Origin of the sequence: Streptomyces prunicolor NBRC 13075 (assembly GCF_000367365.1) — a bacterium.
In the GTDB taxonomy this organism is placed as follows: Bacteria; Actinomycetota; Actinomycetes; order Streptomycetales; family Streptomycetaceae; genus Streptomyces; species Streptomyces prunicolor.
The window spans coordinates 233,397-252,449 of the sequence record NZ_BARF01000051.1; the positions used below are offsets into that span (position 1 = coordinate 233,397).

Annotated in this window: 18 protein-coding genes; 6 read left to right on the forward strand and 12 right to left on the reverse strand. The window is 70.1% G+C overall.

What is annotated here, in order from left to right; translation table 11 throughout:
* Window positions 1-173: 173 nt before the first annotated feature.
* Together efeB and SPR02S_RS23960 are read right to left on the reverse strand one after the other, a co-directional pair.
* Window positions 174-1,394 carry an iron uptake transporter deferrochelatase/peroxidase subunit gene (gene efeB, locus SPR02S_RS23955; protein WP_019059540.1) on the reverse strand — a complete coding sequence of 407 codons (1,221 nt, stop codon included), beginning with the start codon at window positions 1,392-1,394 and terminating at the stop codon, window positions 174-176.
* A complete protein-coding gene (locus tag SPR02S_RS23960; protein ID WP_019059541.1) occupies window positions 1,391-2,707 on the reverse strand; it encodes an EfeM/EfeO family lipoprotein in 1,317 nt (438 codons plus the stop codon). Before SPR02S_RS23960 ends, efeB begins: the two co-directional genes overlap by 4 nt.
* Window positions 2,708-3,055: 348 nt before the next feature.
* Between SPR02S_RS23960 and SPR02S_RS56185 the strand changes: the two genes are divergently transcribed.
* Window positions 3,056-3,295 (forward strand): hypothetical protein, encoded by a 240-nt coding sequence (locus tag SPR02S_RS56185; protein ID WP_052347035.1) that lies wholly within the window; start codon window positions 3,056-3,058, stop codon window positions 3,293-3,295.
* Window positions 3,296-3,532: 237 nt separating this feature from the next.
* Here the strand turns inward: SPR02S_RS56185 and rocD are convergent, their stop codons facing one another.
* The 3 genes from rocD to SPR02S_RS23980 all read right to left on the reverse strand — a co-directional run bounded on the left by rocD (window position 3,533) and on the right by SPR02S_RS23980 (window position 6,195).
* The gene (rocD, locus tag SPR02S_RS23970) at window positions 3,533-4,759 is read right to left on the reverse strand and encodes an ornithine--oxo-acid transaminase (protein WP_019059543.1); all 1,227 of its coding nucleotides are present in this window, start codon (window positions 4,757-4,759) and stop codon (window positions 3,533-3,535) included.
* On the reverse strand, window positions 4,756-5,568 hold the full coding sequence (ddaH, locus tag SPR02S_RS23975; RefSeq protein ID WP_019059544.1) for a dimethylargininase: 813 nt from the start codon (window positions 5,566-5,568) through the stop codon (window positions 4,756-4,758). The genes rocD and ddaH overlap by 4 nt, the downstream gene beginning before the upstream one ends.
* Window positions 5,569-5,691: 123 nt before the next feature.
* A complete protein-coding gene (locus SPR02S_RS23980; RefSeq protein ID WP_019059545.1) occupies window positions 5,692-6,195 on the reverse strand; it encodes an Lrp/AsnC family transcriptional regulator in 504 nt (167 codons plus the stop codon).
* Between the two features lie 77 nt (window positions 6,196-6,272).
* Here SPR02S_RS23980 and SPR02S_RS23985 point away from each other — a divergent pair, with 77 nt between their 5' ends.
* From SPR02S_RS23985 to SPR02S_RS24005, 4 genes are all read left to right on the forward strand, one after another.
* The gene (locus tag SPR02S_RS23985; protein ID WP_019059546.1) at window positions 6,273-7,022 is read left to right on the forward strand and encodes a LytR/AlgR family response regulator transcription factor; all 750 of its coding nucleotides are present in this window, start codon (window positions 6,273-6,275) and stop codon (window positions 7,020-7,022) included.
* A 2-nt stretch (window positions 7,023-7,024) separates the two neighbouring features.
* Window positions 7,025-7,384, forward strand: coding sequence for a hypothetical protein (locus SPR02S_RS23990; RefSeq protein WP_026150823.1), 360 nt, complete (start codon window positions 7,025-7,027; stop codon window positions 7,382-7,384).
* Window positions 7,385-7,388: 4 nt separating this feature from the next.
* Entirely contained in the window at window positions 7,389-9,101 is a 1,713-nt protein-coding gene (locus tag SPR02S_RS23995) for a sodium/solute symporter (protein WP_019059548.1), read from the forward strand.
* A 163-nt stretch (window positions 9,102-9,264) separates the two neighbouring features.
* Window positions 9,265-10,470, forward strand: coding sequence for a sensor histidine kinase (locus SPR02S_RS24005; protein WP_019059550.1), 1,206 nt, complete (start codon window positions 9,265-9,267; stop codon window positions 10,468-10,470).
* 6 nt (window positions 10,471-10,476) lie between these two features.
* Here the strand turns inward: SPR02S_RS24005 and SPR02S_RS64010 are convergent, their stop codons facing one another.
* From SPR02S_RS64010 to SPR02S_RS24040, 7 genes are all read right to left on the reverse strand, one after another.
* Window positions 10,477-10,635, reverse strand: coding sequence for a hypothetical protein (locus SPR02S_RS64010; RefSeq protein WP_019059551.1), 159 nt, complete (start codon window positions 10,633-10,635; stop codon window positions 10,477-10,479).
* 13 nt (window positions 10,636-10,648) lie between these two features.
* Window positions 10,649-12,502, reverse strand: coding sequence for a serine/threonine-protein kinase (locus SPR02S_RS24015; RefSeq protein ID WP_043258442.1), 1,854 nt, complete (start codon window positions 12,500-12,502; stop codon window positions 10,649-10,651).
* Between the two features lie 24 nt (window positions 12,503-12,526).
* Window positions 12,527-13,831, reverse strand: a complete 1,305-nt coding sequence (locus tag SPR02S_RS24020; RefSeq protein WP_019059553.1) for a PASTA domain-containing protein — start codon at window positions 13,829-13,831, stop codon at window positions 12,527-12,529.
* 117 nt (window positions 13,832-13,948) lie between these two features.
* Window positions 13,949-14,899, reverse strand: coding sequence for a cytochrome c oxidase assembly protein (locus tag SPR02S_RS24025; protein ID WP_019059554.1), 951 nt, complete (start codon window positions 14,897-14,899; stop codon window positions 13,949-13,951).
* Window positions 14,900-15,062: 163 nt separating this feature from the next.
* Window positions 15,063-16,088, reverse strand: a complete 1,026-nt coding sequence (locus tag SPR02S_RS24030; protein ID WP_019059555.1) for a 6-phosphofructokinase — start codon at window positions 16,086-16,088, stop codon at window positions 15,063-15,065.
* A 190-nt stretch (window positions 16,089-16,278) separates the two neighbouring features.
* Entirely contained in the window at window positions 16,279-17,007 is a 729-nt protein-coding gene (locus tag SPR02S_RS24035) for a type 1 glutamine amidotransferase (protein WP_019059556.1), read from the reverse strand.
* 21 nt (window positions 17,008-17,028) lie between these two features.
* Window positions 17,029-18,267: a Mur ligase family protein gene (locus SPR02S_RS24040; protein ID WP_019059557.1), complete on the reverse strand. Its 1,239-nt coding sequence runs from the start codon at window positions 18,265-18,267 to the stop codon at window positions 17,029-17,031.
* 154 nt (window positions 18,268-18,421) lie between these two features.
* Between SPR02S_RS24040 and def the strand changes: the two genes are divergently transcribed.
* Window positions 18,422-18,961 carry a peptide deformylase gene (gene def, locus SPR02S_RS24045; RefSeq protein ID WP_019059558.1) on the forward strand — a complete coding sequence of 180 codons (540 nt, stop codon included), beginning with the start codon at window positions 18,422-18,424 and terminating at the stop codon, window positions 18,959-18,961.
* Window positions 18,962-19,053 lie beyond the last annotated feature (92 nt).

Genomic DNA, 19,053 nt, shown 5'->3' on the forward strand with positions numbered 1-19,053 from the left:
TCACGCCGTCCGTGGCCGTGACACCTATGGCCGAAGCTTCGGCAATGGTGACGGCGGGGCGGGGGAGGGGCAATGACGTGAGAGCGAACGCCCGGTCAGGAAATTCTCATGGTCTGTTGGCCTGTTCTTGACCCTGGTCTCAGATCAGCGGTCTCTCAGGTCAGCGCGGTCTCTCAGGTCAGCAGGGTGCGGCCCAGCCAGTCGGACGTGTCCCGCACCCCGGGCAGCGCGAAGAAGTAGCCGCCGCCGTACGGCGAGATGTAGTCGACCAGCGGTTCACCGGCCAGCCGCTTCTGCACGTTCTCGAACTGCCGGGCCAGGTCCTGCTGGTAGCAGCAGAAGAGCAGGCCCATGTCGAGGTTGCCGTTGCTGTCCATGCCCCGGTCGTAGTTGTAGCCGCGACGCAGGATGCGCTGATCCGAGCTCTGCGTGGTACGCGGGTTGGCCAGCCGGATGTGGCTGTCGAGCGGGATCACATCGCCCTGCGGGTCCTGCGCGAAGTTGGGCGTGTCCTTCTCGTGCCGCCCGTCCAGCGGGGCGCCGGTGTCCCGGGCGCGGCCGAACATCCGCTCCTGCTCGGTGAGGGAGACCCGGTCCCAGAACTCCACCAACATCCGTATCAGCCGTACGACTTGATAGCTGCCGCCGGTCGCCCAGTCCGGTTCGCCGCTGTTATTGCCCACCCACACAAGGTCGTTCATCGCGCGGGCGTCGGTCACCTCCGGGTTGGCGATGCCGTCCTTGAAGCCGAGGTGGTTGCGCGGGGTGCCCGAGGGGCGCGGCGGACTGATGAACCCGTCCGTCCGCCACCGCACTTGGAGCCCGCCGCGCGTGTGCCGGGTGACATCGCGCAGCGCGTGCAGCACGGTGTCCGCGCTGTCGGCGCAGAACTGCACGCTCAGATCGCCGTGACACCAGGCGGAGTTGAGATCGTCGTCGGGGAACGACGGCATCGCGGTCAGCCGGCGGGGCGTGAGCTTCGCGAGCCCGTAGCGGTCGTCGAAGAGGGACGCCCCGACGCCGACCGTGACGCTCAGGCGGTCGGCGGGGAGGTTCGGGCCGAGCGTGCCCGAGTCGGCGGGCGGGGCGGTGATGCCCAGGTCCTCCGGGCTGCCGCCGGTGGTCAGGAAGCGCGCTCGGTCGGTCAACGTCCTTAGCAGGTCGGTGAGTTCGGACTTGTCCTCGGCAGTGGTGTCGAAGGACACGAACGCCGTGGCGCGCTGCGCGGGCGTGATGATCCCGGCCTGATGGACCCCGTGGAAGGGCACGTTCGCGGCCGGCGTCTGCACGGCAGCCGCGGCGGCACCACGATCGGCGGCGACAAGACCGCCACCGGCCACGGCCGCCGCGCTCGCCAGGAAACCCCGGCGGCCCACCTCGTTCACGCGCTTCACGCGGTCCTCCGTACGTCCGTGAGGGCGGCCACGGCGGCCAGCCGCTCGACCAGTCCACCGAGGTCGGCGTCGACCTTCTCCCGCTGCGGACGCGAGAGTTGGGAGAGCGGTGTCCACTTTCCGGAGTGGTCGAGGCCGTCCAAGGTGTGCTGCGCCCGGTCCATCCAGTCGCCGAGTTCGGCGAACCCCGTGTCACGCGTCTTCAGCAGCGGGCCCAGGTATCCGAGCAGCACGCGGGTGCCGTCGAGGTTGGCGCGGGCGGTGGCGAGGTTGGTGCCGCTGCCGTAGTCGGTGCGGCCGGTCAGCTCGAACTGCACGGTGTTCTCCAGGATCTCGTGCGCGCGCAGACCGGTGTCGGCCGGATCCATCCGCTGGGCGGGCCAGCTGCTCTCCAACGCGTCGACATCCTTGGCGAGTTGGTCGGCGGGACCACGCAGCCCGCTCGCCGACTCGCCGTGCCACAGCCCGTACTCGACCCGGTGGAACCCGGTGAACCCGGCGTCGCGCACCCCGTCCGCGAGCCCAGCCGTGGTGCCGTTGATCGCCCCGTCGGAGTCGCCGAACGTGCCGTAGGCGGCGCCCATCCGCTCGTAGACGAGATGCGCGGGCAGCCAAGCCTTACGGGCGGCGGCGAGGTCACCTCGATCGACGGCGGCCCGCAACACGTCGGTCTTCTGGGCGAGTTCGACGGTCCGGGCCTGAATCCACTTCTGGTAGGCGAGCGTCGGCGGGATCAGCTCCTGCTGAGTGATCGGCATGGCGGCCGGCCCGCTCTTCACCTTCGAGCCGGTGATCCGCACGGTCGGCCCGGTCACGGCGTCGGCGTCGTCGGGCAGACACCTGAAGGCGTACGAACCGTTCCCGAGGGTGACCCCGAGCGGCCGGACGGTCCCCGGCGCCAGCCCCTCGACCTCGCCGTAAACCGCGCCGGTCTTCGCGTCCGTCAGATACACCTCGGCCGCCGTACTGGACGTGTTGTGCAGCTCGAAGACCTGGTGACCGGCCTGCGGGTGCGTCCAGCCACTTCCGCACCCGGAGGTCGCGACCTCGACGGTGGTGTGCGGGAGCCCGTCGGCGGCAGCGGTGGCCTTTCCGCCCGAGCCGGAGCCGCGGGCCGCGAGCACTCCAGCTCCCACGGCCGCCACGGCGACCAGGGCACCGGCCGCGAGCAGCACGGTGCGGCGGCGGGAGGTACGGGGCTGGTTGGTAGCGGGCTGGTCGGTACGGGGTTCGGGCGTGGGCGGGGTCGGCTCCGAGGGCGGTGTCGGACCGGGCTCGGCATCGGCTTCGGCGCCGCGCGCGGTTTCGGGCACGCCGGGCCTCCAGGGGGAGTCGTACGAAAGATGGCGGTGCCGGCGATCTTATGAGTGCGCTACGGCCCTCACCCCGGCCCTTGACCCTGTTCTGACCGGAGGGCGGGCGAGAATTCGCCCGGGGTTCACCGGACGGTCCGCGACCGCCACGGTGCGGTGTGTGGGGGTGCACGGTGGGCTACGGCCCGTCGGGGTCTGCGGTGAGAGCGTCGACCTCGGTCCCCCGGGAACAACCCGGACCCGCTCGGCGCTGCTCCTGATACCTCGCCGGGTACTCAGGGAAGGGTCGTGGAGGAGATGAATCGGTCAGGGCAGGAGCCGCTCCCGCCGTCAGGTGAAGCGCCGTTGGTGACTACTTGCGGCCGACAGGTCGCGGTGAAGCGACTGCTGTTGGCGATCCCGGAACGGCCGATCAGCCGGGTCACCCTGGACGTCGGCCCGGTCGTGCGCGGCGAGCCCGGACTCTGGGCTTCGCTGACCGTGGCCGAGGCCCGCGACCTGGCCCGTCGCCTCCTGGCCCAGGCCGCTCTGGCCGACAGCGGCACCGGTACCGGTACTCCTGCGGAGCGGGGCGCTGCGGGTAAGTAGCCGCTGTTGTACGGGAGTTACGCGTATCCCGGCGGGCGCGGCTGGACCGGCCTCCGTGCGTGGATCCAGCCGAGCTCCACATCTCACGTTTCTTGGGTGAGTGCCTTCCTGCGGAGCAGAGCGCGGCGGGTAAATAGCCGCTGCCGCACGGGAGTTACCCGTCTCCCTACGGGCCTGGCTGGACCGACCATCGACCCCCGTCCGTCGATCCAGCCAACCTCGACAGCTAGCGCGGACTCACGCCCCTTGCGTCAGCACCTTCTCCAACGTGCCCAAGGCCGACCGGAGTTCGTCCGCCGTAATGGTCAGCGGCGGCGCCAGCCGAATCGTGGAGCCGTGGGTGTCCTTGGCCAACACGCCCTCGCGCATGAGCCGTTCGCTGATCTCGCGCCCCGTGCCGATCGCCGGGTCGACATCGACGCCCGCCCACAGGCCCCGCGAGCGGAAGCCGACCACGCCCTTGCCGACCAGCTCGGTCAGGCCGTCGCGCAGCACGACACCCAACTCCGTTGCCCTGCGCTGGAATTCGCCGGTCTCCAGGAGTTCGACGACCGCCGTGCCGACCGCCGCGGCGAGCGGGTTGCCGCCGAACGTCGAACCGTGCTCGCCCGGTCGCAGTACCCCGAGTACCTCACGGTTCGCGACCACCGCAGACACCGGCACGATGCCACCGCCGAGCGCCTTGCCGAGCAGGAGTACGTCCGGCACGACACCCTCGTGCTCGACCGCGAGCGTGCGGCCCGTGCGGCCGAGGCCCGACTGGATCTCGTCTGCGATGAACAAGCAGCCCTTGCGGCGGGTGAGTTCACGCACACCGGCCAGATAGCCCGCGTCCGGAATGATCACCCCGGCCTCGCCCTGGATGGGCTCGATCAGCACCGCCGCCGTCGTCTCGTCGACCGCCGCCTCCAGCGCGGCGAGGTCGTTGTACGGCACGATCCGGAAGCCGGGAGTGAAGGGACCGAAGCCCGCCCGCGCCGTCTCGTCCGTCGAGAAGCTGACGATCGTCGTCGTACGGCCGTGGAAGTTATCCGCCGCGACGACGATGGTGGCCTTGTCAGCGGGGACGCCCTTCACGTCGTAGGCCCATTTGCGGGCCACCTTGATGCCGCTCTCGACCGCCTCCGCGCCGGTGTTCATCGGCAGCACCATGTCGAGGCCGGTCAACTCCGCGAGCCGCTCGGCGAATTCGGCGAGCTTGTCGTTGTGGAAGGCCCGGGAGGTGAGCGTCAGCTGGTCGAGCTGGCGGTGGGCGGCCTCGATCAACGCGGGGTGCCGGTGGCCGAAGTTGAGGGCCGAGTAGCCCGCGAGCATGTCGAGGTAGCGGCGGCCCTCGACGTCCTCCACCCAGGTGCCCTCGGCGCGGGCGACGACCACCGGCAGCGGGTGGTAGTTGTGCGCGAGGACCGGCTCCTCGGCGCGGATGAGGTCGGCGGACGTACGGGCACTGGCGGGTGCGGTCATGAGCGGATCTCCTGGGTGCAGCACTTGATGCCGCCGCCGGCTTTGTGGAACTCCGACAGGTCGACGGGGACGGGGACGTAACCGTGGTCGGCGAGGCGCGAGGCCAGTGCCTCGGCCTGGGGCGCGATGAAGACGTGCAGGCCGTCCGACACGGAGTTGAGGCCGAACGTCATCGCGTCCTCACGGGTCGCGAGCACCGCGTCGGGGAACAGTCGCGCCAACACCTCACGGCTACCCGGCGAGAATGCCTCCGGGTAGTAGCAGATGTTGTCCTCGTCGAGGACGAACAGCGCCGTGTCCAGGTGGTAGAAGTACGGGTCCACCAGCGTCAGGCTGATCACCGGGACGCCGAAGAACTCCTGCACCTCGCGATGGGCCTCGCGGGTCGTACGGAAACCGGTGCCGGCCAGGACGTAACGGCCGGTCGGGATCAGGTCGCCCTCGCCCTCGCTCACCGACTCGGGGCGGTAGACGTCGTAGCCCGCCGCCTTGAACCACGTGTCGTAGTGGACGGACTCGGGACGCCGCTCGGGCGCGTGGAAGAGGGAACCGAAGACGCGGCCGTCGACGACGACCGCCGAGTTCGCGGCGAAGACCATGTCCGGGAGGCCGGCCACCGGGGGCACGGTGTCCACGGTGTGGCCGTGGGAGCGGTAGGCGCCGATCAGCGTCTGCCACTGCTCCTGGGCGAGGTCCACGTCGACCTGGGCATCGGGATGCATCCAGGGATTGATCGCGTACTGCACGGCGAAGTGTCTGGGTTCACAGACGAGAAAGCGCCGCCGGCGCCGCACACGGGTGTCGGGCACAGAGGGGTCCCTCCGCTTCCTGTGATGACGACTGGGGTTGACACCACGGTAGGAAACGACCTATACGCCCGACAAGCGATGAGCGCTGCGTGTCTACGCAGGAACGCTGCGTCTTTCGTGCCCTCAACGCACGTCTGATGCGCCTCCCGGTGCCGGATGGGTGGCGCCCGCCTCCGGGCTTTCCGGGAGGAGATGGGACAGCACCATCACGCTGATCGTCTTCCGGATGAACGGCTCCTGCCGGATGCGCTCCAGGACCTCCTCGAAGTGGTCCACATCGGTCGCCCGTACGTGCAGCAGCGCGTCCGCGCCCCCGGTCACCGTCATCGCCGCCGTGATCTCCGGATGGTTGCGCACCACCTCCGCGAGCCGCCTGGGGGGCGCGGCGCCCTCGCAGTACACCTCCACGTACGCCTCCGTGCGCCAGCCGAGCGCGGACGGCTGCACCGTCGCCGTGAACCCGGTGATCACACCCGTCTCACGCAACCGGTCCACGCGCCGCTTCACCGCCGTCGAGGACAGCCCGATCGCCGCGCCGATCTCGGCGAAACTGGTCCTGGCGTTCGCCATCAACGCGGTGATGATCTTGCGGTCGAGATCGTCGAACGGAGTGGTCCTGCTGCTCATGCCCGCACTGTATCCAGCGTGAACGTCCACGCCCGGCACATGTCCAGGCGTACGAATTGCTCCTAGACTCCACCTTCATGCTGCGCGCCCTCGCCGTCGACGACGAACGCCCCTCGCTGGAGGAGCTGCTGTACCTGCTCAACGCCGATCCACGCATCGGCAGCGCGGAGGGCGCGGGCGACGCGACCGAGGCGCTGCGGCGCATCAACAGGGCCCTGGAATCGGGCCCGGACGGACCAGAAGCCATCGACGTCGTGTTCCTGGACATCCAGATGCCCGGCCTCGACGGACTCGACATGGCACGGCTGTTGACGGGATTCGCGCAGCCGCCGCTCGTCGTGTTCGTCACCGCGCACGAGGACTTCGCCGTACAGGCCTTCGATCTCAAGGCAGTTGACTACGTCCTGAAGCCCGTCCGCAAGGAACGGCTCGCCGAGGCCGTGCGCCGGGCCGCCGAACTCGGTGGCTCCGCACCGCGGATACCCGTGCACGAACCCGATCCCGACCACATCGCCGTCGAACTCGGCGGCGTCACCCGCTTCGTGGCCGTCGACGACATCACCCACGTCGAGGCACAAGGTGACTACGCCCGCCTGCACACCGACAAGGGCAGCCATCTCGTCCGTATCCCGCTGTCCACCCTGGAGGACCGTTGGCGCGCCCGCGGCTTCGTCCGCATCCACCGCCGCCACCTCGTCGCGCTCCGCCACATCGGTGAACTCCGCCTGGACGCAGGCACGGTGAGTGTTCTGGTCGGCGGCGAGGAACTCCAGGTCAGCCGCCGCCACACCCGTGAACTGCGGGACCTGCTGATGCGGAGGTCATGACGATGCCCCAAGACCCCACCGAACGCAGGGTTGTTGTCACCGGCCCGCTCCGCCGCACCCGACGCGCCTCGGGCTACTCCCGCCCGCGCACCGAGATCGACGAACAGACCACCCTCGGCCACACCTACGTCCGCTCCCTCATGCGCACCCAACTCCGCGCCGCCCTCACGGTGTTCGCGGTCCTCGTGCTCCTGGTCGGCCCGCTGCCCCTCGTCTTCGCGGCGACCCCGGACTCCCGCCGCCTCGAATGGCTGGTCCTCGGCTTCTGCCTCTACGCGCCGCTCGTCCTCCTCGCCCTCTGGTACGTGCGCCGCGCCGAACGCAACGAACGCGACTTCGTCCGCCTCGTCGAGGACCGCTGACCCGGTGAACTCCAGTTACGCGGTACCGGCGGTGGCCCTCGTAGTCGTGGCCACGGTCCTCGTCGGCGCCTTCGGCCTGCGCATCTCCCGCACCACCTCCGACTTCTACGTCGCCTCCCGCACCGTCGGTCCCCGCCTCAACGCGGCCGCCATCAGCGGCGAATACCTCTCCGCGGCTTCGTTCTTGGGCATCGCCGGCCTGGTCCTCGTGCAGGGCCCCGACATGCTCTGGTACCCGGTCGGCTACACGGCCGGGTACCTGGTCCTCCTGCTGTTCGTCGCCGCCCCGCTGCGCCGCTCCGGCGCCTACACCCTCCCCGACTTCGCCGAGGCCCGCCTCGCCTCGCACGCCGTACGACGCCTCGCGGGAGCCTTCGTCGTCGGGGTCGGCTGGCTGTACCTGCTGCCCCAACTCCAGGGCGCGGGGCTCACGTTGACCGTCCTCACCGGCGCGCCCGACTCACTCGGCGGGCTGATCGTCGCCGTTGTGGTCGTCGCCACCGTCGCGGCCGGCGGCATGCGCAGCATCACCTTCGTGCAGGCCTTCCAGTACTGGCTGAAGCTCACCGCGCTGCTCGTCCCCGCCCTCTTCCTGGTCCTCGCCTGGCAGAGCGACGGAGCACCCCGGCACGCCTTCGAGGAACCGGCAACGTTCCGTGAACAGCGGGCAGTTCGGGTCGACGAGACGCTCGACCTCAGGCTCGACCGACCCCTCACGGTCACGGTCACCGGCAAGGTCGACGGCCACGCCCACGACGCGACGAAGCTCCAACTCCCCGCCGGCACCCACCACATCGAGCGCGGCACCCGCCTCACCTTCGCCAAGGGCGCCCCCGTGCCCGTCGCCGACCGCGGCACCAACGGCGGCATGTCGACCTCCCTCGCCGCCAGCCGCGAGGAACGCCCGCTGTACGCGACGTACGGCCTCATCCTCGCCACCTTCCTCGGCACGATGGGTCTGCCGCACGTCGTCGTCCGCTTCTACACCAGCCCGCACGGAGTCGCCGCCCGCCGCACCACGGTCGCCGTCCTCGGCCTGATCGGCGCCTTCTACCTCCTGCCGCCCGTCTACGGCGCCCTCGGCCGCCTGTACACCCCCGAACTCACCCTCACCGGCGACGCCGACGCGGCCGTACTCCTGCTGCCCGACCGCATGATCGGCGGCGTCGGCGGCGATCTGCTCGGCGCGCTGGTCGCCGGTGGTGCCTTCGCCGCGTTCCTGTCCACCGCGTCGGGGCTGACCATGGCCGTGGCCGGGGTCCTCACCCAGGACGTCCTTCCGTCGCGCGGGGTACGGCACTTCAGGCTCGGCACGGTCCTCGCCATGGTCGTCCCGCTGGTGGCGAGCGTGCTGGTCGGCGGGCTGCCCGTCGCCGACGCGGTGGGGCTCGCGTTCGCCGTGTCGGCGTCCTCCTTCTGTCCGTTGCTGGTCCTCGGTATCTGGTGGACCCGGCTCACCCCGCCCGGTGCGGCGGCCGGGATGCTGGTCGGCGGCGGGTCGGCGTTCGTCGCGGTGGCCGCGACCATGGCGGGCTTCCCGGGCACGGGCCCGCTGCACGCCCTGCTCGCGTGGCCCGCGCTCTGGTCGGTGCCGCTGGGGTTCCTCACCATGGTGCTGGTGTCGCTGGCGACACCGGGCCGGGTGCCGACGGGGACAGCGGCGATCCTGGCGCGGTTCCATCTGCCGGAGGAGCTGCGGGCTGAGGTGAAGGCGTGAGGGGACGATGTAGGGGAGCGGACCACATGGAGGCGGACCACATAGGCCCGGACCACACAGGCGCAGACCACATAGACACGGCGCACACAGGCCCGGACCACACAGGCACGGAACTCATGGCGGCGCCCCACACGACAGTGCTCCACATCGCAGAGGCGGCCACATGAGCGGATTCCTGGCCGGCCTCTGCGTCGCCGTACTCCCGCTGCTCGCCGCCGGCTTCTGGCTCGGGCGGCGCACCGCGCGGCACGAGAGCCTCGGCGGGCTCGGCACCCCCGTCGAGCACGCCACCTTCCAGACCCTGCACACCGCGTCCCTCGCCGCACCCCCGCTGCGCGCCGGCCTCACCGGGGAGACGGCCCGCCGCTCGGCCCGCAGACTGCGCACGCTGCTCGGCACCGACGCGCTCTGCCTGACCGACCAGAAGCAGGTCCTCGCCTGGGACGGCATCGGTGACCACCACCGCGCCGAGATCATGGAACGCCTCGCGGGCCCCCTGGAGACCGGCCGAGGGGAGGCGTTCCGGCTCACCTGCTACGCCCCCGACTGCCCGTTGCGCTGGGCGGTGGTCGCTCCGCTCACCGTCGACGACCGGGTCCACGGCGCGCTGGTCGCCTGCGCCCCGCGCGAGTCGGCCGTCCTGGTCCGGGCCGCCGGGGAGGTCGCCCGCTGGGTCTCCGTACAACTCGAGTTGGCGGACCTGGACCAGTCCCGCACCCGCCTGATCGAGGCCGAGATCAAGGCACTTCGGGCCCAGATCTCCCCGCACTTCATCTTCAACTCGCTCGCGGTGATCGCCTCGTTCGTCCGCACCGACCCGGAGCGCGCCCGCGAACTGCTTCTGGAATTCGCCGACTTCACCCGCTACTCGTTCCGCAGGCACGGCGACTTCACCACCCTCGCCGACGAACTCCACGCCATCGACCACTACTTGGCACTCGTCCGGGCCCGCTTCGGCGAGCGCCTCTCGGTCACCCTGCAGATCGCCCCCGAGGTACTGCCGGTCGCGCTCCCGTTCCTGTGCCTGCAACCGCTCGTCGAGAACGCCGTCAAACACGGCCTGGAGGGCAAGGCCGACAAGAGCCACATCAGCATCACCGCACAGGACGCGGGCGCCGAGGCACTCGTCGTCATCGAGGACGACGGCGCCGGCATGGACCCCGACCTGCTGCGCCGCATCCTGGCGGGCGAGGTCAGCCCCTCGGGCGGCATCGGCCTGTCCAACGTCGACGACCGGCTCCGCCAGGTCTACGGCGACGACTACGGCCTCGTCATCGAGACCGCCGTAGGAGCGGGCATGAAGATCACCGCCCGGCTGCCGAAGTACCAGCCGGGCGTGCACTCGGCGAGCCGGCGGAGTGAGCCGTAGCGGCCGTCAGGTGCTGCGCGTGGCGGCCATCCCGAGGGTGATCAGCCCGAGCACGACCCAGCCGAACCACAGCCAGCCGTTACTGCCGAGCGCCACCGTGTAGGCCGTCACCACCACCAGTCCGCCGACGGTGATCACCCCCATGGTCTTCGTGGAACCGGGCATCGCAACACCCTCCTCATGGTTCGTTCCCCTCCATGGTGCCCCCGTTCTGCTTCCGCACGGCGCACACGACGAAATGTGTGCCCGACTTCCACGGTCCCTGACTCGTCCAGGAGGCGGCCTCGTACACCGAAGGATCGAAGCCGTAGTCGGCCGGCGGCACGTCCCGGGCGCATGCCGCGTCCGACTCCGTACGGGCCCGGGCCAGCGTGACGCCCACGCCCAACCGGGTGAACCCGAGCACCACCTGATCGTGCTTGCCCGCGCAGGAGACCAGGCTCGCGGCCCGGTCCGAGGGCACGTCCAGACAGTCCCGCTTCTGCATGGTCGACGTGTCCGCGAAACGCGACCCCGCGGCCCGGTGGCTGCCGAGGGGCCCGTAGACCGGCCCGTGCGCGCCCAGCACCAGACACGCGGTGTGATGCCCGGCGGCCGCGAAACCCGCGTCGGTCGGTACGACCGCGAAGCCCCGCACGTCCGCGAGCTTCTCCCGCATCTCCTGCGTCCGCTGCGCACACCGGTCCGCCCCGACCTTGCGCGCCTCGCCCGCGGACGCGGTGGACACGAACGCCATCACCTGACCGTCGGGTATCGAGTCCCGGCACGTGGGGTCGAGGGCGAGCCGAGGCGTCCCGTCGAACCGCTTCCCACCGGGCCAGTCGGCGGTCACACAGTCTCCGCCCTTGAGCGGCGCCGAGAGCCCGATGGCCGTGCCGTACGGCCGGCTGTCCTTGCCCGTGTCGGTGGTGTCGCCGGGTGGCTGGTGGGCCATGGCGTACCAGACGCCGCCCAGGGCGAGGACGAGCCCGAGCAGACACGCGAGGACGGGCCGCAGAAGACGGGAGCGCGGGCGCCGGCGCCGGCCGCTGGGGGAGTGCGAGGGAGCCGGCCCGGCAATGAACGGCGTCGGCGTCAGCTCCGGAACCGCCTGCCCCTCCCACGGCGACGGCGAGCCCAGGTCGGTCTGGGTCCGGGCGTACGACCCCGCCCCCGGGTCCGTCTGCGGCGTCACGATCCGCGCCAGCGCCGCCTCGGCCTCCGCCGCCGGAATCCGCCGTTGCGGATCCTTCTCCAGCATCGCGTGGAGCACCGGGGCCAGGGCGCCCGCGCGGACCGGAGGCAGCGGGTCCTCCATGACGACCGCGGTGATCTCGGCGAGCGGGGTCTCGCGGACGAAGGGGCCGTGGCCCTCGACGGCGTGGTAGAGCGTGCAGCCCAGCGAGAACAGGTCGGCCGCGGCGGTCGGCGGCCCGCCCGTGGCCCGCTCCGGCGCCAGATATCCCGCCGTACCGACGAGCACGGACGTCAGCGTGTACCGCGTCTCCCCGGCGTCCGGCTGCACCGAGATGCCGTAGTCGGTGAGCAGGACGCGGGCGTACGGCGAACCGGTGCGGTCCGGCGCGAGCAGGATGTTCGCCGGTTTCACGTCCCGGTGCATCACACCCCGCTGGTGCCCGGCGGTCAGCGCGTCGAGTACGGCGAGCCCGATGCGGGCGCACTCCGCGGGGGCCAGCGAACCGTGCCGGCCGACCATGTCGCGCAGGTCCACGGCGTCCGCCACGTACTCCATGACGATCCACGGCAGCCCCTCGTGCTCCAGCACGTCATGGACGGTCACCACATGGGGGTGCCCGCGCAGCCCCGCCGCGTTCCGCGCCTCGGCCCGGGCACGCGCGACCCGGGCCTCCCGCTCGGCCTCGGCGTAGGCCGGGTTGCTGAACACGATCTCCTTGAGCGCGACTTCACAGGCCAGCCGCTGGTCATGTGCGAGCCACACATGTCCCATTCCGCCACTGCCCAGCCGGTTCAGCAGGAGATAACGACCGGCGATGACCCGGCCCACTCCCGAGGTCGGCGATCCCTGTGGCATCCGGAGCCTCCTTCCGGGTCCGCGTCACGTCTCGGTGGTGGTGAGGGTGGGCGTGCCGGTGACTGGGGCGCTGCTCGTCACGGAGGCGCTGGTGGTCACGGGAGCGCTCGTCACCGGGGCGCTGCTGGAGACCGGTGCGCTCGCCGAGGGCGGGTCGGTGACCACCGAGGGCGAGTCGGGCCTAGGAGAACTGCGGGACGGTGAACTGCTCGGCGGCGGTGGAGGTTTGCTCGCGGGCGAGGACGGGGGTGGCGACGAGGGCGGGGCCGAGGAGGTGGGCGGCGTGGACGTGGACGGTGGCGCCGGGGAGGTCGGCGGGCTCAGGGTCGGTCCGGAAGTCGTCGGCCCGGAAGGCGTCGGCTCGGAGGTCGTCGGACCCGGGGGAGTGGAAGGAGTGCCGCCGCTCGTCCCACCGGCCACGCTCAGCCGCACATACGCCCCGAACCGCAGCTCGGTCCCGGCCGGCGGATCGGTCGCGGTGACCTTCGTGTCGTCGGACGGCGGCGCGCTCCCGCTGTACCCGACGGCCAGCCCGCTGCTCACCAGTCGCTTCCGGGCCTGTCCGAACGTCGCCCCGGTCAGGTCCGGTACGGCGTGCCGCCGCCGGGTGTCGAAGGCGGTGTCGTGCTTGCCGGTCGTACCGATCGGCCGCTCGATACCGCGGTCGGGATCGCCGACGTCGACGAGGGCGAGCCGCTCCATCTTCTGCGCGGCCGGACGTACGGCCACGACCGAGGACGCCTGGTATCCGCTCCACTTCTTGTTGCCGTCAGAGAACTTGACGGAAATCCGGCTCGCGTCGCCCTTGAAGGGCCGCAGCGGATTTCCGCACGAGCACTTCGCGGCGGGTTCCCCCTGCTCGTCGACGAGAATCGCGATTCCCGCCTGGAGAAGGGAGTTGTAGGGCGTGGCCTTTCCCTTTTTGTAGTCGTGGTTCTGTACGAGAGTGTCGTGACGCAGGAGTACGGGTGTGAGTCGATCCAGATAGCCCGGTATCTGGTCCGTGGTGATACCCAGTACGCCCGACCAGGCAACGGCCTTCGAACGATTCGCGGGATCGGTCAGGAACCTCTTGAGCTTCGCCACGTCACAGACGGTCGGCTTCTTGGTGCCGCCGTACAGACCGGGTGTGTCCCCTTGCTGCAACGTGCCCTGCACCGGCAGCGAACGCACCACGGAGTCCTGCCCCAGTCCCTGTTTCTCGTCGAAGAAAGGCGCGAGCGACGGAACTCCGGTGGCGACGGCCTTCACGGCGAACGCGTGTGCGCTTCCACCGCATCCACTCACGACCAGGACGCAGACGAGCAGCACGGCGATCCTGCGGATCACCGAAATTCCGGTCCTTTGCACAACTGCGCGAATTGTCATTACCGTTCCCCCCGGTGGCGGTTCCCCCATCGCGCTTTATGCTACTGAACGAAATTGCCGCTCAGTTGCCGCATGTGTTCAATTGCCCCGTGTGTTCAATGAGGCCAAATAGGCGTTGTACGCCGCGAGTTCCTTGTCGCCGTCCCGGTCGGCGGCCCGGTCCTGCCGCTTGGCCTGCCGCTGTTCCGAGCTGTACCACTGGAACAGCAGGGCGATCAGCACCAGCACGGACGGCACCTCGCTGAACGCCCAGGCGATACCGCCGGCCGCGTTCTGATCGGACAGCGCGTCGATGCCGAGCGAGGCGGGCGGGTTCTTGAACGTCTCGACCATCGGCTCCGACGCCATCATCAACGCGATGCCGAAGAACGCGTGGAACGGCATCCCGGCGAACAGCTCCAGCATGCGCATCAGATAACCGGGCCGACTCGGCCCCGGGTCCACACCCATGATCGGCCAGAAGAACACCACACCCACGGCGAGGAAGTGCACCATCATCGCGATGTGCCCGGTCTTCGACCCCATCAGGAAATCGAAGATCGGCGTGAAGTACAGCGCGTAGAGGCTCGCGATGAACAGCGGGATCGTGAACGCCGGATGCGTGATGATCTTCATGTACCGGCTGTGCAGAAACATCAACAGCAGCTCACGGGGCCCCTTGCGTCCCCGGGCCGCCGGAGGCAGCGCGCGCAATGCCAGGGTGACCGGAGCACCGAGCAGCAACAGGATCGGCGTCAACATGCTGATGACCATGTGCTGCACCATGTGCACGCTGAACATGACCATGCCGTAGTCATTGAGTTTGGTGCACATCACCAGCCCGATGGTCAGCACACCGATGACGAAAGAGATCGTCCGCCCCACAGGCCACGAGTCCCCCCGCCGCCGCAACCGCACGACCCCCCAGCCGTAAAGCCCGAGCCCGAGCAGGCAGGCGGTCAGGAAGAACGGGTCGGCCGACCACTCAAGCCCGCGCCCAAAGGTAAACGGCGGCAGATCCATGGTCATACCGTGCCCGCCGTGATCCATCGAACGGCTCCTGATTCGTGGGGGTGTGCGTCGTCTGTCCGCACCAGGGTAGAACCGCCCCGGGCCGCTTCTGCGACCGGGGCCAGCGGAACCCCCTAAGGGGCGCGGGGAACTGCGCGACCAGCCCCCACGCACCCGCACCCGACGAACTACCTCACGGCGTTCAGAGCACGCACTCAGCTTCTTCGTACCGATCAGCAGGCACGGTCTTCAGAGTCTCAACCGCATCCGCCAACGACACCATCACAATGTCCGTCCCCCGAAGCGCGGTCATCTTCCCGAACTCCCCCCGATGCGCAGCCTCCACCGCATGCCACCCAAACCGAGTGGCAAGCACACGGTCATACGCGGTCGGCGTACCCCCACGCTGCACATGCCCAAGAATCACCGGCCGCGCTTCCTTACCGAGCCGCTCCTCCAGCTCGATGGACAGCTGCCGCGCGATCCCCGCGAAGCGCTCGTGGCCGTAGACATCCTTCTTGCCCTCGTCGAAGTCCATGGACCCCGCACGCGGCTTGGCACCCTCCGCCGCGACCACTATCGCGAACCTCTTGCCCGCCTCGAAGCGTTCGCCGACCCGAGCCGCCAACTCCTCGATGTCGAAGGGCCGTTCAGGTACGACGATGGCGTGCGCGCCGGCCGCCATGCCGGAGTGGAGCGCGATCCAGCCGGTGTGGCGGCCCATGACCTCCACGACCAGGACGCGCTGGTGGGACTCGGCGGTCGTCTTGAGCCGGTCGAGCGCCTCGGTCGCGACACCTACGGCCGTGTCGAAGCCGAAGGTGACGTCCGTGACGGCGATGTCGTTGTCGATGGTCTTGGGGACGCCGACGACCGGGAGACCGGCGTCGTACATCAGCTTGGCCGCCTTGAGCGTGCCCTCGCCGCCGATCGGGATGATGGCGTCGAGGCCGAGCTCCTCGACATGACCTCGGGCCCGCTCGACGCCGTCCCGGAGCTGGGAGGGCTGGACGCGGGAGGAGCCGAGGATGGTGCCGCCGCGAGCGAGGATGCCGCTCACCGCGTCGAGGTCGAGCTTGAGGTAGTCGCACTCCAGGAGGCCCTTCCAGCCGTCCCGGAAGCCGATGACCTCGTCGCCATGGTCGACGACGGCGCGGTGCACGACGGACCGGATGACGGCGTTCAGGCCGGGGCAGTCGCCGCCGGACGTGAGGACACCAATGCGCATAGCCCGAAAGAACCTTCTCGACGTGGACCGGGACCGGACCACGTTGTCCGGTATGAACCCCGCCACCCTAGCGGCAGAAGGGGGCGGGGTCGTAGCGTGCGTCCGCCTGCTGGACGACCCCGCTCACCTGCGCGGACGAGCCGTCAGACGGGCTGGTTGCCGGTATCCGACGAGAAGATGGACTCCTGGTTCAGGCAGGCTGCTGAGCTGCGCTGATGCGCTCGTTGCGGAGCGCCTCGTACCAGCGGTCGTCGATCGGCGGCAGCGCGTTCACATCGAGGGCCAGCTTCAGCAGCAGGTCCGCGATCAGCGGGTTGCGAGCGAGCACGGGCCCGTGCATGTACGTACCGAACACGGTGTCGTTGTACGCGCCCTCCGTGCCGTCGCCCGTGCCGTTGCCCTTGCCGAGCCGTACCTGCGCGAACGGGCGGGCGGTGGGGCCGAGATGGGTGACGCCCTGGTGGTTCTCGAAGCCGGTCAGCTGGGGCAGGCCCAGGCGCGCGTCGATGTCGCCGAGCACGTCACCGACGCACCGCTCGCCCTCGCCGCGCGTCGACACCACGTCGAGCAGGCCGAGGCCGGGCTCGCGCTGGCCGAGGTCGTTGATGAACTCGTGGCCGAGGATCTGGTAGCCGGCGCACACCGAGAAGACGATCGCGCCGTTGCCGACCGCCCGGTGCAGGCCGCCGTCACGGCGCAGCCGCTCCGCCGCGAGCCGCTGCGGACGGTCCTCGCCGCCGCCGATCAGGTAGATGTCGCCCGAGGTCGGGATGGGCTGGTCGCTGCGCACGTCCAGCCGGGCCACGTCGAGGCCGCGCTGCCGCGCCCGGCGTTCCACGACAAGGGCGTTGCCCTGGTCGCCGTAGGTGCTCAGCAGGTCCGGGTAGATCCACACCAGACGCAGCTGGTTGTCGCTCATGGTCAATTCGTCCTCTGAGTCTCAGTTGCCGACGCGGCGGCGCAGGTCTTGGAACGCGGTGTAGTTCGCGATGACCTCGATGCGGCCGGGCGGCGCCTGCTGCACGGCCTGGTCGAGGTTGTCGCAGACCTGGAAGTGCTGGCCCGCCACTTCCAGTCGGACCGCGAGGTCCAGCTTGCGGTCGCCCACGACGAAGATGGGGTGGCCGGTCAGTCGGGTGTAGTCGACGTCCCACAGCCACGAGGTGTCGGTGCCGTCGGCGCCGCGCGCGTTCACCGAGAGGATCACCGGGGTCGGCGGCGGATCGATCAGGCTGAACGTTTCGAGCCAGCCCGCCGGGTTCTTCGCCAGCAGCAGTCGCAGGTCGCGCTGCATGAACTGGACGACGTCATAACGCCCGGCGACGGCCTGCACCCGGTACATGCGCTCCAGGGCGACCTGCGGCGGCACCCCGAACACGGCGGCGACGGCGGCCGAGGAGGCGGCGTTGGCCTTGTTGGCACGCCCCGGCAGCTGGAGGTGAATGGGCCAGGCGGAGCCGTGCGGATCAAGCACATGATCCCCGGAGAGCGCCCAACTCGGCGTCGGCCGCCGGAACCCGCACTCCCCGCAGAACCAGTCGTCACCGGGCCGCTGCATCACGCCACCGCACGAAGGACACGACCAGGCGTCGTCCTTCCACATCTGCCCGGCGGCGACCCAGATCACGTTGGGGGAGGAGGAAGCGGCCCACACGACCAACGGGTCGTCGGCATTGGCGACGACGACGGCCTTGGAACCCGACAGCCCCTCACGCCAGTTCTCCGCGAGCATGCGGGTCTCGGCCGCGCGGTCCAACTGGTCGCGGGAGAGGTTGAGCAGGGCGATGCACTTGGGGTCGGTGTCACGGGCGACGCCGGCGAGGTACTTCTCGTCGACCTCGATGACACCGAACTTGGCGTCCGAGCCGCCGGCCAGCGCCGAGGTGATACCGGCGGGCATGTTGGCGCCGAGCGCGTTCGAGACGACCTCGCCGGCGGCCCCGAGGGCCTCGGCGATCAACCGTGTCGTCGTGGTCTTGCCGTTGGTGGCCGAGACGAGCGTCACGTCCAGGTTCTGTGCGAGCCGGGCGAGCAGGTCGGGGTCGAGTTTGAGTGCCACTCGGCCGCCGATCACCGATCCGCTGCCCCGCCCCGCGGCACGCGATGCCGCCGCGACCGCCTTGCCCGCCGTCACGGCCAGCTTGGCCCGCGGCGTGAGCGGGTCCGAGTTGCCTGCCATCAGTTCTCGATCCTCCTTGCGTACGCGCCGCGCCTCTGCCTCCGGCAACGTGGTGTGGACCTCAGCCTATCGAGATCCTTATCGGTGCCCGAACCGCGGCACCGCGAACCCCTCGCGGCGGGCGTGCGCCGTAGAGAACCGTACCCTTGCGGCCATGCGATACGGCTCCATCCCGGGCGCCCACGGGCGAGTCCGCCCCCTCACCCTGCTCGGCGACCCACTGCTTCACACCTCCTGCGCGGAAGTAACAGACTTCGGCCCGGAACTCGCCCGCCTCGTCGAGGACTTGTTCGCGACGATGTACGCGGCCCAGGGGGTCGGCCTCGCCGCGAACCAAGTAGGCGAGTCCCTACGGGTCTTCGTCTACGACTGCCCCGACGACGAGGACACCCGCCACCTCGGCCATGTGGTCAACCCACGCCTCGTGGAGACGGACGGTGTGGTGTTGCGGGGACCGGAGGGGTGCTTGTCCCTGCCGGGCCTGGAGGCGGGGACGGAGCGCTACGACCACGCGGTGGTCGAGGGTTTCACGGTGACCGGAGACCCGATCACCGTGCACGGGACGGGTTGGTTCGCGAGGTGCTTGCAGCACGAGTACGACCACGTGGAGGGCCGGGTATACGCGGACCACTTGACGGGCTGGCGCCACAAACGCTTGATGCGACAGGTGGGCCGAGCTTCATGGTCCCGGTGAGCGAAGGTTTTTGAGGGGCGCGGGGCTGTGCCGATGTGCGGCTCCGCCGCGCGGGCGCGACCACCTCTCAGCACCGGTGAGTGAAGGTTTTT